This is a genomic window from Grimontia celer, from assembly GCF_900055185.1.
GTDB lineage: Bacteria > Pseudomonadota > Gammaproteobacteria > Enterobacterales > Vibrionaceae > Enterovibrio > Enterovibrio celer.
In genome coordinates, this window is sequence record NZ_FIZX01000001.1 from 1,005,349 (window position 1) to 1,019,739 (window position 14,391).

Sequence of the window (14,391 nt, forward strand, 5' to 3'; positions counted from 1 at the left end):
ATGACACAACAAGTGACTAACGCTGCTCCTGCAGCACCAAAGCGTAAGGCATCATCGCCATGGGTATTGGTATGGCAACGATTCTGTAAGCACAAAGCAGGATTGGTGAGCGCGGTATTCATCGTTCTGCTGACTATCTTGTGTTTCAGTGCGCCATTACTGGCGGCATGGTTTGGGCATGACCCGTTCGAAGTGGACTTCTTTGCCCGCTTTGAACCTGCCAGCAGCACGCACTGGTTAGGGGCTGACGAACTGGGTCGTGACGTATTCCTGCGCTTACTGTATGGCGGTCAGGTTTCGTTGGCAGTCGGTGCAGTCGCTGCGCTGGCGACAGCGATACTTGGCACCTTGATTGGGGTATTTGCTGGCTACTTCGGCGGAAAATTGGACTCGATACTGATGCGTATTGCAGACTTCACGCTGTCTTTGCCAACACTGCCACTGATGATCGTTTTGGCAGCGGTAGACCTGAGTAAACTGGGACTGCCTGATAGTTGGGCTCAAGGTGAAAATGCCAGCTTTATTCGCATTATCATTATCGTGGCGTTGTTTGGTTGGCCTACCACTGCACGTCTGGTGCGTTCGGGTACCTTATCTGTGCGTGAGCGTGACTACGTAAAAGCTGCGATTGGCTACGGAGCATCACCTTGGCGCATCATTCGCCGCCACGTACTGCCGAATGTGTTATCACCAGTAATCATCGCCACCACAATGGCACTGGGTGGGGTTATCTTGCTGGAAAGTGCGCTGTCATTCCTAGGCTTGGGTATTCAACCGCCAATGCCTTCATGGGGTAACATGCTGCAGAATGCGCAGGAAGTGATTTGGCAGTCGCCAGGTCTGGCTATCTATCCTGGTGTTGCCATCTTGATTACCGTTATGGCGTTTAACTTCCTCGGGGATGCATTGCAAGATGCGTTGGATCCGAAATCGGGAAGCTAATTTAGCCCGAACACCTATTCAAAGCCGGCAATCGCCGGCTTTTTCTTTTCCTTAAAGTACTGATATTCGGATACTAAACAGGTTGACTTTCCTACATTCCTTTAAGGTGTATAATAAATGCAACTTAAAGGGTTCGGAGAGATGATTCCATGATGATTAACATTGTCGACAAGGCAAAGGAAGACCGCATTCCTCCCATTTTACGACTGGGCTTTAGGCCGTTTTTCCTGTTGGCATCCATTTATGCTGTGTTTACTGTGAGCGTCTGGAGTTGGATGTTCTCCACTGGCTCATCGACGTCACTCAGTGTCCCACCTCTCTGGTGGCATGCTCATGAAATGTTATTTGGATTTGCTATAGCAGTGGTGGCAGGTTTTCTTCTAACTGCGGTTCAGACATGGACAGGCGTGAAGGGAACATCCGGGTGGAAACTTGCAATCATTGTGATGCTTTGGTTGTTACCGCGGGTTCTATTTTGGACCGACACACCACTGGCGGTAATTGCAGTGATTGATGGTGCATTTTTATTGGCGGTTGGCTGGGAAGTAGGAATGAGGGTGGTGAAAACAAAACGTTGGCGGAATTTGTTTTTCATTCCAATGCTTACCGTTGCACTTATCGCTAACTTCGCCAGCTATGCCACGGTGAAGGGAATGCCGCCGTTTTCCTCCAATGTACTGTGGCAGGCGATGATTTGGTGGTTCATGCTGCTTATATCCATCATGGGCGGCAGAGTGATCCCATTCTTCACCGCAAAACGTTTTCAGTTTGAAGCACCAAAAGCCTTACTGTGGCTTGATGTCGCGGCGAATCTCCCGCTGGTCTTATTGGCGATTCTGAGTTTCTTTCCTTTGGTGAGCTCGACAGTAACCCTTGCTTTGCTGCTGGTGGCGGGCAGTGCACAACTGATTCGTCTCTTTCGCTGGGGCGGCTTTAAGTCAATGAGTGAGCCTCTGGTATGGTCATTGCACGTGTTTTACTTTGCTTTGCCGTTGGGACTGTTTGCCAAAGCATTGGCCATCAGCAGCCCTTGGGTATCTCATACTTTGATCCACCTACTGGCAATGGGTACCTTAGCCGGCGTCATTCTAGCGATGATTACCAGAGTAACGATGGGACATACGGGCCGAGCAATCTATCAAGGTCCGAAGTTTGCCTTTGCCTTTCTTTCCCTAGTAATCGCTAGCTTTATCCGTGTAATGGGACCTACGATTTGGCCTGAATATTTGAGTACATGGGTAGTAGCTGCAGCGGTGGGATGGGTAATATCATTTGTTGCCTTTGCTGTTATTTTCGGCCCTATGTTGATGAAAGCGAGGGTAGACGGTCACCCTGGTTGATTTAACCGCCCAACATAAAAATGAGCTGTCTGGCACGGCAATTTCCCATGACTCATTCATACTTAAAAAGTCTGAAGTAATAGGAGGTTGCTGTGTGTAGGTGGTTAGCGTATCAGGGAAAGCCGTGTTATCTGGATGAAATGCTGCATCAACCAAATCATTCGTTGGTGTCGCAGAGTATGGATGCAACCAAAGCGGTGACTGCCGTCAATGCGGATGGTTTTGGCATCGCGTGGTATGGTGAAAAGCCAACGCCAGCGCTTTATCGTGAAGTCCTACCTGCATGGTCTGATGCCAATCTAAAATCGCTTGCAGAACACACGCGATCACATCGTTTTATGGCGCATGTCCGTGCGTCGACTGGTACAAATACCTCCCGAGAAAACTGTCATCCATTCAATGTCGATAGCTGGCTGTTCATGCATAACGGGCAAATCCCTGAGTTTGAACAGACGCGCTACAGCCTTGAGCGACATTTGGAGGAGTCTTTCTACCTCAAGCGAAAAGGTTCGACAGACAGTGAGCTCATATTCCTTCTTCTGTTGCAGTACAACATGGAGGCGTCGCCCAAAGAAGCGCTTAAAAAGGTCATCGCTAGGGTAGAAGCTGAGATGCGCGCCAAAGAGGTAGAAGATCCGTTCAAAGCATCAATTTGTGTCAGTAACGGTAAACAATTTTGGGGATTAAGATATGCCACTCATGGTGTACCACCGACGTTGTTCTACAAGCATCTAGACAGTGGTGTGGTGTTGGCGTCAGAGCCATATGATACAGACAGAGAAGGATGGAAGAGTGTGCCAGCACAGAGCTTCATTGCACTGGAAGGCGAGCAAGTAGAGATTACGCAATTCGAGATGAGATAGGGCGGAGAACCGCCCTACAATTTTGCTGGGTTATACCGCCATGCTGTATGGCTGATATTGCGCCCAGGCCATTTGGTACATCTTTCGGGATTGTTGGTGAAGCTGAGCAATCTTGGTGACTTCAAACACCGTTAAGTCACGATTCACTGCATCACGTTCAATGCGCTGAATTTGCTCGTAGATACCATGCTCAGGGCCATTTTTGATTTTAGAGATGGCATTAAGGTGCAGTTGTACTTCTGCCACCAATTGGCTTTCTGGCAGTATCACCAGTACTTTCAAATCACGATAGCCTGAGGGGCGAGGCGCCTGAAAGCGGTTAATCACCTCGAGTGTCTGTGTACTTGCGGCAAGCTTTTCATATGCTTGGTTTAAAGAGTCAATCGAGTCAGATTCAATGGTGATTCTCACGATATCAGTGAGCCTAGACACATCACCATTCAGTTCTTTATCCACTTTTACAGCCGCGCGATCCTGTCCCTTCATGCCAGCACTCAATACCTTAGCGTTTACAGAATCGGCAATGCCTGTTGCTAGTGTTTCCAACTCCTGTTGTGCGGCTGGGGCGCGCTTATAAAGAGTATCTAAATCGTTGACGGGTTGATTCACTTGATGAGCTCGAAACGAAGGAATAGCGAGTAAATCAGACAGCGCTTGTTGAGGCTGAATTTGCTCATATGCTGGGCTAGGGTGTTCAGGGAGGGGCTTAATGTCAGGTTGATTGGCATATGCTGGAACACGAATCACCAGAATTGGTACGATAATCAGCGCCTTAATCATTCTTCCCATTTACTTACCTCTTGGTTGTCCTTGGGCATCCACAAATCTATTTTATCCATGGAGTATGAATGTTAGCTGAATGAAAGAGTTAGGTTCGCGTTCAACCTCTCAAAGTGGATTTGAGCAATTTGGTACAGATCAAATATTGCAAAATATTCCTCTGCTTATTTTGTCTTATGTAAATTATCTGTGCGTATTTGACATTTAACATGATTTTATAATCTATAAAAGTTTGTCAAACTTGCTGCATTGTCGTTAACTTTATGTGATGACTGTGGTCAGGAAACTCTTACCCAGAGTGCCTGATTGAGGACCAATATGGAGGACGTAACATGTACCATCCAGATTACCTTATGCAGCTTTGTCATATCAGCGACCAGGCTGTCAAAGAACTTGAACCTATGTTTGATGATCTGCCCACTACCCCTTATGCAGATGGTCAGTATCGGTTAAGACGCTATTCTATTGTGCACTGCCACGATGGCGCGCTCCGGCAAATGGAGCATCACACCTTTGTACAATCTCAAGCTATCAACCAGCACCAAGGCGGTGTAGTGAGGAACTTTGAAGAACTCACTCCTGCAGTGCTTCACTCTGAGGGTTTGTTTGAACTTTGTCGCTTGTTTAAAGACAACAATGAGTTGGATGACGAGCAAGATATCGAAATTCACCAAATGAGGGTGATCACCCTTAATGACATCACACCAGTATCTCCTGAGGGGATTCACCAAGACGGTTTTGACCATATCGCGATTGCTGCAATAGACAGAAAGAATGTGCAAGGTGGCGAAATTCTGGTTTACAAAGATAGGAGTGATCAGCCGTTCTTTTCTCTGGCAATGAATAATGGAGACGTTGCTTTGCTGGATGATCACGCGGTCTGGCATAACGCGAACCCAATCAGGCCGCTTAACCCTTCAGAGCATGGTCATATGGATCTCTTTGTTTTGACAGCAAGAGAGCATTAACACCAAAAGCAAAGCGCTAAAACCATAGACACTGGTGGCCAAATTGGCCGCCAGTCCTTTTTCATACGATCTTAACTGACTGATTTCATGCATTAATCCGAAACACTTTCCATTGAATACGTTACACTTACTTCACTTGAATTAATGCATAGAAGATGAATGAAAAATCAGTTTCCCTTAATGCTGGCTGCTGCGTCCCTTTGTTTTACTGGAGTATCACACGCGACCAGCGAGCCTGAACCTGCGGAAAAATCAGAGTCTGTAGAGACGTTGCGTTTAAAGCGGAGTGAGAACTGGGGCTTGGCGGCGACAATTCGTTCTGCCGGTATTCCTTTTTCTGACAGCGGAAGTGATATTGTCTCCAGCTTTGTGCCGATGATGTTCTATGAAGACGAAGCATTTTTCATCGACGGTACCGAAGGCGGTCTGAGACTTTGGGAAGAAGATGAGTGGCGATTGAATACCATTCTTCGTATGCGTTTTATCGACCTTCCAACAGCAGTACAAAATGACATTGGTGGAGACACCGGTGATTTTGGTTTCCAGTTGAAGCGCCAACTGGGTGATGGCTGGTATGCGGATTTAGACCTACTTTCTGACAAAAGCAGCCGCTTCCATGGCATCGCGACCTTAGGTAAAAAGCTTGAAGGTGAAAGCTTTGACCTAAACGCGACAGTCTCTGTGCGGTACAAAGATGCAGACTTCAACAGCTTCTATTACGGCCTTTCTGAATACAGAAATGACGGAGTGGAACTGGGCGCAGGAATGGACTTTAAAGCGGGCGTAAAAGGACGCTACCACGTTTATTCTAATCTTTACTTGGTTGGCGCGGCCTACGCGACCTACTTTGATGAGAATGTGCGTAATGCGCCAACCATCAGCAACGACTGGCAAGGTGAAGTTTACGCCGGCTTTGGATTCTTTAACGATAATCGCCGCCATGGCGAGCGGGAAATTTCTACCCGTCCTTACTGGCGTTTAGCGCACGGTTGGGCCACACCTTCCAATATCGGTGATATCCTTGCCGGTGACACTGAAAAAGACCCGTTCAACAACCAACTGACTTCCGTCTTTTATGGTCATCCACTCAGTGATGAGTTGTTTGGTATTCCGATGGATTTGTACCTGACACCAGGTATTGTTTGGCACTGGAACTCAGACGTTCAGGCTTCTTCAGCCGAAATTGTGATGGCAATTAAAGCCTATTACACCATCGATTGGCCAACAAAATGGCGACTTGGTGTGGCAGAAGGCCTTTCGTACGTGAACAACATTACTTACATAGAACAGACAGAAATGGATGAGAAAGGCTATGAGCCTAGTAATTTGCTCAACTTCATCGACCTATCTCTTGATGTGAATCTGGGGGATCTGTTTGGTAAGTCAGAATGGAACCGTGCCTGGCTGGGCTATTCTATTCATCATCGCTCAGCCATCTTTGAGAAAGCCAGTCAGTTCGGCCGAATTAAAGGTGGCAGTAACTACAACACGATTTACTTACAGATCGAGTTCTAGGTGGTTTTAGGGCAGAGAGAATTGTAGAGCGGGATAAGGCGAGCGCCGGGACATTTGGGAGAGAAAGGATATGATGCTTTCAATTTCCCGACGCTCTAATTCTTAGGTTTTATTTTGTGTAAGGCAGGTAGCCGGTGAAACCGACAATCTTCCAACCCGCAGGTGTTTTCTTCAGATAGTAAAGTGTTTGCCAGTTCAGCACTTCTGGCTCTTTGCCTACAACTTGAATCGTGCCATCAAACTGCTTTCTCGCAATCGCCTTACCGTCTTTCACTTCAATTTGTTCCAGTGTTGTCAGCTTGTGAACAGCGTCTTCCAGAGGCTCTGCATATTCGGTATTCAAACTTGCGCGAGCAGCTTCCAGCCATGAATCGCGGTAGCTTTCAAAGCGCGAGAAGGCGAGATTCCATTTACCTGGGTCGCTGTCGAAACCCGCATTGACGGCAAAGAACTCGTCCTCAAGGAAATCATCTTCTACCAACGACCAATCTGCTTGGGTATAAGCGCGAATATCTTTTGCGACCAACATGTCCCAAATTTCAGCACGTTCTTCGTCATTTCCTAAAAATGGATTTGCTTTAATCACTTAGGGCTCCAGCAGGGCAAACCAAAGGCCACATAAGAACGGATTATTTACCAAATGAAAATGCCGAAAAGGCGATGCTGAGAGAAAGATCCAACAAAAAAAGGGTGTCTACACAGACACCCAAAATGAAAAAGGAAATTTAAGTTAGCAGTAAACGGAAATCTGAATTAGGAAACCAGAGCCAAGAGATCTTTGGCAGCCAGTTCCATAGAAGCCTGTGCCGGGTCATCACCCATTGCCAATGCCTCTGCGTATACAAACTGCACTTCGGTAATACCGATAAAGCCCAGCACAGTTTTCAGGTAACCCGTGATGTGTTCACTTGGTTGGCCCAAATGCCTTCCACCGCGGGTGGTGACCACAATGGCTTTCTTACCAGTGAGCAATCCCTTTGGACCATTCTCGGTGTAAGAGAACGTCACGCCAGCGCGGGCGATAAAATCAATCCAGTTCTTCAACTGGGTTGGAATGTTAAAGTTGTACATTGGCGCTGCGATAACCAAGGTGTCGCTTGCTTTGATCTCGTCAATCAGTTGGTCAGATTGAATCAGTGCTTCTTGCTGACGTGGCGTAGGGTTATCTGCGCCACGTAATCCCATTGCCAGCTCACCATCCAATACCGGAATTGGGTGAGCTGCTAAGTCACGTTCAATGACAAAAGTGTCTTCACCAAACTGTGAAACCAACTGGTCAATCAATTTTGTTGAAGAAGAGTATTCGCCCAGAATGCTTGACTTTAAAACCAGTACATTAGCCATTATTCGCTCCAATTAAGTGTCTTTTTCACGTGTTTTGTCGTGTTGAGACTAACTATAGGTGGCTGGCATCAGGGGAAAAAGCGGAAAAATTTGGATTGGTTGTTCGAATTAATTGAACATGGTTAAAAGAGTGCAATGAGATAGAAAAAAGGCTTCCCGAGGGAAGCCCTTTAAATGTGGGTATTTAGTGCATTAACCGCACTTAGAGTCGCCACAGTTCAGACAGGTCTGACAACCGTCTTTCACAATAACGGCTTTGTTGTGGCACTTGTAGCAAAGGGTTGCGCTAGGCGGAAAACCCGTGCTTACCGGTTCTTCCTCTTTCACTTCTTCTTTTGACGCATTCTCAGCACGTTTGGCTTCCAGAAATGCCTTCTGGTGTTCGTCCATCTCTGGGTTTTTCAGCATGCCGATTTCCATCAGGTGCTGTTCAATCACATTGCCGATTTCAGCAATCAGAGAAGGCACGTATTTGCCTTTGTTCCAGTAACCGCCTTTAGGATCGAATACGGAACGCAGTTCTTCCACCAGGAAAGTCACGTCGCCACCTTTGCGGAATACCGCAGAGATGATGCGAGTCAACGCCACGATCCACTGGTAGTGCTCCAGGCTCTTGCTGTTAATGAAGATTTCAAAAGGACGACGCACTTCGTGGTCAGTTCCTTCGTTCAGCACAACATCGTTGATGGTAATAAACAGAGAATGCTCAGAAACGTGTTCTGGCGTCTTCAGCTTATACGTCGAACCCAGCAGTTTTTCTGGACGTGGCATTTCTTCATGCATGGTTTCAAATGTCGGTACTTCGACAACAGGAGCAACAGGCGCTTCCTGAGCGGCGTCTTTGCTTTTTACTTTGTACGCAACAATTTTGCTTTCAATTTTACGTGTCATAACGAATTACTTCTTTCTCACAAAGGGCAGCGAAATCGCCACCCCTTTATTTATCTGTCTGCGGTTAGAACTTACCGTAGTAGCCTTCTTTCAGGGCGTCGTAGAGGTTAGCAGCGGTGTGTTCTTCACCGTCATACTCAATCTTCTCGTTGCCCTTGGCTTCAAAGGTAGTGCCGTCTTCCAGCGTGAATACGTAAGTGGTGTTTTCCAGATCTTCTTCTTTCACCAGAACACCCTGGAACACTTCTGGGTTGAAGCGGAAGGTGGTGCAACCTTTCAGACCTTTGTCATACGCATCCATATAGATGTCTTTAAAGCTCTCAAACGGAAAGTCAGTCGGTACGTTTGCTGTCTTCGAAATTGAAGAGTCAATCCAACGCTGAGCAGCCGCTTGTACTTCTACGTGCTGGCTTGGCGTGATGTCATCGGCAGTGATGAAGTACTCTGGCAGTTGCTCGTCTTCCTTCGTGCTGTATGGCATTGCTTTCTGGTTAATCAGTTCGCGGTAAGCCAACAGCTCAAAGCTGAACACATCGACGCTTTCTTTCGACTTCTTACCTGGCTTGATCACGTTACGGGTGTAGTGGTGAGCAAAGCTTGGTTCGATACCGTTACTTGCGTTGTTTGCCAGTGACAGAGAGATGGTACCGGTTGGCGCGATAGAACTGTGGTGCGTAAAGCGGCCACCGTTCGCTGCCAGTTTCTCAATCAGATCTGGACGAACTTCGCCAATTTGCTGCATATACCGGCTGTATTTCGCGTGCAGGACCTTACCTTTTACCTTGTCACCGACTTTGATACCGTCTTTCGCCATTTCAGGGCGCAGACGCATCATTTTAGGGGTAACGTCGAATTCTTTGTCCATCACTGGTGCTGCGCCTTTCTCTGCAGCAAGCTCGATCGCTTGTTCCCAACCAGTGATTGCCATTTCCTGAGAAACTTGCTCTGTGAAAGCGATAGATGCTGCGCTGCCGTATTTGTGGCGAAGCATCGTCAGGGTAGAGCCCAGACCCAAGAAGCCCATGCCATGACGGCGTTTGGTTTCGATTTCTTCACGTTGTTTCTCAAGCGGCAGCTGGTTGATTTCAACCACGTTGTCCAGCATGCGGGTGAAGATCGCCACGACCTTGCGGTACATGTCCCAGTCGAAGTAGGCATTTTCAGTGAATGGATCGCGAACGAACTTGGTCAGATTCACTGAACCCAGCAGACATGCGCCGTAAGGAGGCAGCGGTTGTTCACCACATGGGTTGGTTGCACGAATGTCTTCGCAGAACCAGTTGTTGTTCATTTGGTTAACTTTGTCGATCAGGATAAAGCCCGGTTCTGCGTAATCGTAAGTCGACGACATGATCACGTTCCACAAGTTACGCGCTGGCATGGTGCGGTAGATTTTGCACGCCACACGGCCTTTATCATCTTCAACCAGACCATCTTTGCTCGGCCAGTCTGCCCATACGATGGTTTCATCATTCTGCAGATCGGTGCCGTCTTGACGTGCTTCTTTCGCGGTCACAGGGAAGATCAACTGCCATTCGCCATCGTTCTTAACGGCTTCGATAAACTCTTCGGTGATCAACAGAGACAGGTTGAACTGACGCAGACGGCCATCTTCACGTTTCGCACGGATGAACTCCATCACGTCTGGATGACGGATATCCATGGTGCCCATTTGCGCACCGCGACGACCACCTGCTGAAGAAACGGTGAAGCACATCTTGTCGTAGATATCCATGAACGACAGTGGGCCAGAGGTGTATGCACCTGCGCCGGAAACAAACGCACCGCGTGGACGCAGGGTAGAGAAGTCGTAGCCGATACCACAGCCCGCTTTCAGGGTCAGACCAGCTTCATGGACTTTACCAAGAATGTCGTCCATTGAATCTTCAATGGTGCCACTCACCGTACAGTTGATGGTTGAGGTAGCAGGCTTGTGTTCGAAAGCGCCAGCATTAGACGTAATGCGGCCTGCTGGGATAGCACCGTGACGAAGTGCCCACAGAAATTCGTTGTACCACTTTTCGCGTACTGATTTTTCTTCGAGATCGGCAAGTGCACGAGCTACGCGCTTGAAAGTGTCATCCAGTGTCGCGTCGATTGCGTCACCGTGTTTGCTTTTCAGGCGGTATTTGCTGTCCCAAATTTCCATCGACGTATCTTGGTAAGGAATAGCGAGTACGCCAGTGGATTCGATATCAGAAGCTGACTTGGTTTTAGCCATTATGAATTGCACCTCGAAAGTAATGCCGTCTTGTTGAGCGAAGCTTGGCCAGAAACACTATATTGTGCCCCTGATCGACAAGGGCGCAGATCAAACCACTATATCCTGTGATCTTCAAGTCTTGACAAACACTCTTTTCGGAAGAAATTTTACTTCTTCTTACAGGATAGTGTGTTGTGCCTCTAAAGCCTCTCACGTTGAGAGTAATGAATGTTGCCAAGCTGAATTTTTACTCGAAGTGATCAAATCAGAAACACACAGATGGAAAGGTGAAAAAAACCGTTGCGTTGCGCGTTGGGGACTCTATAATTCCGTCCCGTAGCCAGAGACACTCTCTGATACTGAAAGGCGCGTTGGCAGAGTGGCTATGCAGCGGATTGCAAATCCGTGGACCTCGGTTCGACTCCGGGACGCGCCTCCATTCTTTCCCTTTTGTTTTTCTCTTATCCACACCCCACCATTGTGTAAAACTGCGCGTTTTGATCGCAGCGGCTTTTCTGTGCGTAACTCTCTTAAATCACAATAAGAGGGAATACCGATGTCTAACGCAGAAGCAATCATTGTAAGCTGTGGCGATACCAGCAAATACCTCATTGGCACCAGTGCTGGCAAAGGAACCGTGACGTATCAGCGGAGCAGAGACGGGGATTTGATGTTCTTCGAATGCCTCAACACAGCAAAAGAAGCGCTCACACAGCAGGGTTTTACATCAGCGACATTGGTGATGGACAACCCTTACGACGAAATGATTGGTGAAGAAGCCAGCGAAACCAGCAGTCACGTTATTTCGCTTTAACATCGGGTAGATGTCGGCGTCGCTCCACATCACATATTCCTTGAAAGTGATGGTTACAAATTGTTAGTAGCCATCACTTTGTCACATTTCTTTTCTAGCGTATGCGCCAACCTTGATGTGCGTCTACTATCTGTAATTATCAGTAAAGATTGTTGCTCAGACGTTGCATTTGTAAATACAATGTTCGGCTTGCGCGGAATGGGGTAACGGCCACGCGCAAATTCAAATCAGCCTTGAGGGTTGTTTCTGTATCCTAGATTTGAGGAAAGGCGTTAATGAACCTGTTTATGTTGGATGTCGATGGGACGTTGATCGACAGCTACGATTTTGATTCTGATTGCTTTCGTTCTGCAGTAGAAGAAGTGGTTGGTATCGAACTCACCGATGATTGGGGGGCGTTTACCAACGTGACCGATGTCGGCATTTTGGAAGAACTGATTGAACAGCAGGGAATGCGTCAGGAAAGAATGCGTATTTTGCGTGAAGTGAAAGCGCTTTTTCTACAAAAACTGCGAGAGTATATTTCTTCGAACAAAAACGATTTGACTGCGACGCCAGGTGCTATTGAGTTCGTGAATGACATGAAAGCACACCCCAATGTGGTGTTGGCTATCGCGACTGGTGGTTGGGAAGAATCTGCCAAAATGAAGCTGAGTGCTGCAGGTTTTGATGTCACCGGTGTGAGCTTTGCGTCTTGCTCTGATGCAATGACACGCAGCGAAATCATGGCGCTGGCTGCTTTTCGCGCCAAGCAAGACACAGGTGCAGTATTTACGCGCCGTGTTTACTTTGGCGATGGAGAGTGGGACAAAATGGCAACCAGCACACTCGGGTATGAGTTTGTTGCCGTTGGTACTAAAGTCCAGCATCACACCCGAATCCCGAACTTCGTCCATTATGATGCTATTTTCGGTAAATTGGGTTTGAGTAACATGTTAAATGCGAAAACCGCATAGCCTTTTCGGTAAACAAAAACAGCGCCAATTGGCGCTGTTTTTGTTTCTATCGAGTCAGCAACTCAGGCTTTAGCGGCTTTAGAATCAGACGATGAGCTAACCGCATTTTTCAATGCTTCAAAGTAGACACGGGTTTCTTCCGCGACCACATGGCGCAGGAGAATGAGGCCAATCAAGTTTGGCACTGCCATCAGACCGTTCACAATGTCAGCAATCAGCCAAATCATATCCAGCTTGATGAAAGCACCAGACAGGATGAGTGCGACAAACACGAGCTTGTACATTAGCACTGCGCGTTGACCAAACAGGTACACCACACAACGCTCGCCATAGTAGTTCCAGCCCAGGATTGTCGTGAAGGCAAAGAACATCAGACCAATAGCAACAATCATTGGGCCAAAACCTTCGTTCAGGCCCAGTGAGAATGCCTCCGTCGTCATACGTGCACCTTCAATATCCATCGACCAAACGCCTGTTAGCACCAGTGCAAGACCAGTCATTGAGCAGATGACGATGGTGTCCAGGAAAGTACCGACCATGGAAATCAAACCTTGTCGTACACAAGAGTTGGTCTGTGCTGAAGCCGCTGCCATTGGGGCGCTTCCCAAACCTGATTCGTTTGAGAAAACGCCACGGGCAACACCCGCTTGAATGGCAATCATGATAGAGGCACCTACAAAACCGCCAGTTGCTGCTTGACCGGTAAAGGCAGACTCCACAATCAGGCTAATCGCAGAAGGAATCGCACCTGCATTGTTCACCAGAATGCCGACACAAGCGGTGACGTAAACCACTGTCATTGTCGGAATGATCTTGCTCGCCAGGCCTGCAATGGATTTGATACCACCAATAGTCACTGCGGCAACCAGCACGGTCAGCACAATCGCAGTGATTTCATGTGGGATATTGAACGCGATATGGCTGGCATCCACGATCGCATTCACCTGCGGAAAAGTACCAATACCAAAGCAAGCTACGCCAATGGTAAAGAAAGCAAACAGGCGCGCGAGCCACTTTTTGCCTGCACCTTTCTCCAGGTAAAGCATAGGTCCACCCAACATGTTGCCTTGGGCATCTTTTTCACGGTATTTCACCGCAAGTAGACACTCAGCATATTTGGTTGCCATGCCGAAAAGTGCTGCCATCCACATCCAGAACAGAGCGCCCGGGCCACCCAGTTTCAAGGCGGTAGCAACACCAACGATGTTACCGGTTCCTATCGTGGCAGAAAGGGCAGTACAAAGCGCAGCGAAGCTTGAAACATCGCCTTTGCCAGTAACACCTTCTTCTTTTTTGAAAACGTAAGATAGCGCTAAAGGCAATTTAAAAAACTGGATCGCGCCAAGTCGGAAAGTGAAATAGATACCAGTGCCGACAAGCAGCAGCAGAAGTGGTGGGCCCCATACGAGGTTGTCTATGATTTGTAGAAAGTCGTAAAGCGAATGGTTCATTTATCCCCCTTTAGATTAAAAGGAGGAGAGTAGCCGCAGAAAAATAGCAGTATATATACCCAAATGGTCAGAATATGCTCGCTGAATCGTGTATCTTCAGGTCATTTGGGTATAACGCAAGTTAATGCGGTTATCTCCTCTGTCCTTTTGCCTGAGAGTTTCACTCGAATCCATCAATTAAGTTGGGCGAGCTTGCTCCTTCGGCGGGTAAGTCTGGCTTACCTCTCTCCAGAGTTCCCTCCCGCTACTGTCCTTACTCAAACTCCAAATTCAGTGTTAATGAGTGCCTGAAAGATTTACTTCTTCGGCGGATGGCCAATGCCA

13 protein-coding genes, 1 tRNA gene and 1 riboswitch are annotated in these 14,391 nt (G+C 47.7%); of the genes, 8 read left to right on the top strand and 6 right to left on the bottom strand.

All coding sequences use genetic code 11. From position 1 onward, the window contains the following. The 3 genes from GCE9029_RS04535 (at position 1) to GCE9029_RS04545 (ending at position 3,145) form a co-directional block, all read left to right on the top strand. Positions 1-942, top strand: coding sequence for an ABC transporter permease (locus GCE9029_RS04535; RefSeq protein ID WP_062661225.1), 942 nt, complete (start codon positions 1-3; stop codon positions 940-942). Positions 943-1,094: 152 nt separating this feature from the next. Further along, positions 1,095-2,282 carry an NnrS family protein gene (locus GCE9029_RS04540; protein WP_062663123.1) on the top strand — a complete coding sequence of 396 codons (1,188 nt, stop codon included), beginning with the start codon at positions 1,095-1,097 and terminating at the stop codon, positions 2,280-2,282. Between the two features lie 92 nt (positions 2,283-2,374). Further along, positions 2,375-3,145, top strand: coding sequence for a class II glutamine amidotransferase (locus GCE9029_RS04545; protein WP_062661226.1), 771 nt, complete (start codon positions 2,375-2,377; stop codon positions 3,143-3,145). A gap of 30 nt (positions 3,146-3,175) precedes the next feature. Here the strand turns inward: GCE9029_RS04545 and GCE9029_RS04550 are convergent, their stop codons facing one another. Then, positions 3,176-3,934, bottom strand: a complete 759-nt coding sequence (locus GCE9029_RS04550) for a nucleotidyltransferase family protein (RefSeq protein WP_062661227.1) — start codon at positions 3,932-3,934, stop codon at positions 3,176-3,178. 323 nt (positions 3,935-4,257) lie between these two features. Here GCE9029_RS04550 and GCE9029_RS04555 point away from each other — a divergent pair, with 323 nt between their 5' ends. Together GCE9029_RS04555 and GCE9029_RS04560 are read left to right on the top strand one after the other, a co-directional pair. Continuing rightward, a complete protein-coding gene (locus tag GCE9029_RS04555; RefSeq protein ID WP_062661228.1) occupies positions 4,258-4,893 on the top strand; it encodes a 2OG-Fe dioxygenase family protein in 636 nt (211 codons plus the stop codon). Positions 4,894-5,052: 159 nt separating this feature from the next. Then, positions 5,053-6,408 (top strand): MipA/OmpV family protein, encoded by a 1,356-nt coding sequence (locus GCE9029_RS04560; protein WP_062661229.1) that lies wholly within the window; start codon positions 5,053-5,055, stop codon positions 6,406-6,408. A gap of 109 nt (positions 6,409-6,517) precedes the next feature. Here GCE9029_RS04560 and GCE9029_RS04565 read toward each other — a convergent pair whose 3' ends face one another. The 4 genes from GCE9029_RS04565 to GCE9029_RS04580 all read right to left on the bottom strand — a co-directional run bounded on the left by GCE9029_RS04565 (position 6,518) and on the right by GCE9029_RS04580 (position 10,864). After that, on the bottom strand, positions 6,518-6,994 hold the full coding sequence (locus tag GCE9029_RS04565) for a hypothetical protein (RefSeq protein WP_062661230.1): 477 nt from the start codon (positions 6,992-6,994) through the stop codon (positions 6,518-6,520). Positions 6,995-7,161: 167 nt separating this feature from the next. After that, positions 7,162-7,752, bottom strand: coding sequence for an FMN-dependent NADH-azoreductase (locus tag GCE9029_RS04570; RefSeq protein ID WP_062661231.1), 591 nt, complete (start codon positions 7,750-7,752; stop codon positions 7,162-7,164). A 192-nt stretch (positions 7,753-7,944) separates the two neighbouring features. Next, positions 7,945-8,643: a TSCPD domain-containing protein gene (locus GCE9029_RS04575; protein WP_062661232.1), complete on the bottom strand. Its 699-nt coding sequence runs from the start codon at positions 8,641-8,643 to the stop codon at positions 7,945-7,947. Positions 8,644-8,707: 64 nt separating this feature from the next. Further along, complete coding sequence (locus tag GCE9029_RS04580) at positions 8,708-10,864, bottom strand: adenosylcobalamin-dependent ribonucleoside-diphosphate reductase (RefSeq protein ID WP_062661233.1); 2,157 nt, start codon at positions 10,862-10,864, stop codon at positions 8,708-8,710. 347 nt (positions 10,865-11,211) lie between these two features. On the opposite strand from GCE9029_RS04580, the gene GCE9029_RS04585 reads away from it, so the two are divergent. The 3 genes from GCE9029_RS04585 to GCE9029_RS04595 all read left to right on the top strand — a co-directional run bounded on the left by GCE9029_RS04585 (position 11,212) and on the right by GCE9029_RS04595 (position 12,616). Next, positions 11,212-11,285, top strand: a tRNA-Cys gene (locus tag GCE9029_RS04585). A gap of 117 nt (positions 11,286-11,402) precedes the next feature. Beyond that, on the top strand, positions 11,403-11,660 hold the full coding sequence (locus tag GCE9029_RS04590; RefSeq protein WP_062661234.1) for a DUF6482 family protein: 258 nt from the start codon (positions 11,403-11,405) through the stop codon (positions 11,658-11,660). Positions 11,661-11,935: 275 nt separating this feature from the next. Further along, positions 11,936-12,616 (top strand): HAD family hydrolase, encoded by a 681-nt coding sequence (locus GCE9029_RS04595; RefSeq protein WP_062661235.1) that lies wholly within the window; start codon positions 11,936-11,938, stop codon positions 12,614-12,616. 62 nt (positions 12,617-12,678) lie between these two features. On the opposite strand, the gene GCE9029_RS04600 is transcribed toward GCE9029_RS04595, so the two are convergent. Further along, a complete protein-coding gene (locus GCE9029_RS04600) occupies positions 12,679-14,067 on the bottom strand; it encodes an alanine/glycine:cation symporter family protein (protein WP_062661236.1) in 1,389 nt (462 codons plus the stop codon). A 129-nt stretch (positions 14,068-14,196) separates the two neighbouring features. Next, positions 14,197-14,309: riboswitch (glycine riboswitch) on the bottom strand. Between the last annotated feature and the right edge of the window lie 82 nt (positions 14,310-14,391).

Excerpts from the sequence above, each read along its gene's own strand:
- GCE9029_RS04590 (WP_062661234.1), top strand. The coding sequence starts at position 11,403 with ATGTCTAACGCAGAAGCAATCATTGTAAGCTGTGGCGATACCAGCAAA.
- GCE9029_RS04560 (WP_062661229.1), top strand. The coding sequence starts at position 5,053 with ATGAAAAATCAGTTTCCCTTAATGCTGGCTGCTGCGTCCCTTTGTTTT.
- GCE9029_RS04550 (WP_062661227.1), bottom strand. The coding sequence starts at position 3,934 with ATGGGAAGAATGATTAAGGCGCTGATTATCGTACCAATTCTGGTGATT.
- GCE9029_RS04575 (WP_062661232.1), bottom strand. The coding sequence starts at position 8,643 with ATGACACGTAAAATTGAAAGCAAAATTGTTGCGTACAAAGTAAAAAGC.
- GCE9029_RS04580 (WP_062661233.1), bottom strand. The coding sequence starts at position 10,864 with ATGGCTAAAACCAAGTCAGCTTCTGATATCGAATCCACTGGCGTACTC.
- GCE9029_RS04600 (WP_062661236.1), bottom strand. The coding sequence starts at position 14,067 with ATGAACCATTCGCTTTACGACTTTCTACAAATCATAGACAACCTCGTA.
- GCE9029_RS04535 (WP_062661225.1), top strand. The coding sequence starts at position 1 with ATGACACAACAAGTGACTAACGCTGCTCCTGCAGCACCAAAGCGTAAG.
- GCE9029_RS04570 (WP_062661231.1), bottom strand. The coding sequence starts at position 7,752 with ATGGCTAATGTACTGGTTTTAAAGTCAAGCATTCTGGGCGAATACTCT.
- GCE9029_RS04555 (WP_062661228.1), top strand. The coding sequence starts at position 4,258 with ATGTACCATCCAGATTACCTTATGCAGCTTTGTCATATCAGCGACCAG.
- GCE9029_RS04540 (WP_062663123.1), top strand. The coding sequence starts at position 1,095 with ATGATTAACATTGTCGACAAGGCAAAGGAAGACCGCATTCCTCCCATT.
- GCE9029_RS04595 (WP_062661235.1), top strand. The coding sequence starts at position 11,936 with ATGAACCTGTTTATGTTGGATGTCGATGGGACGTTGATCGACAGCTAC.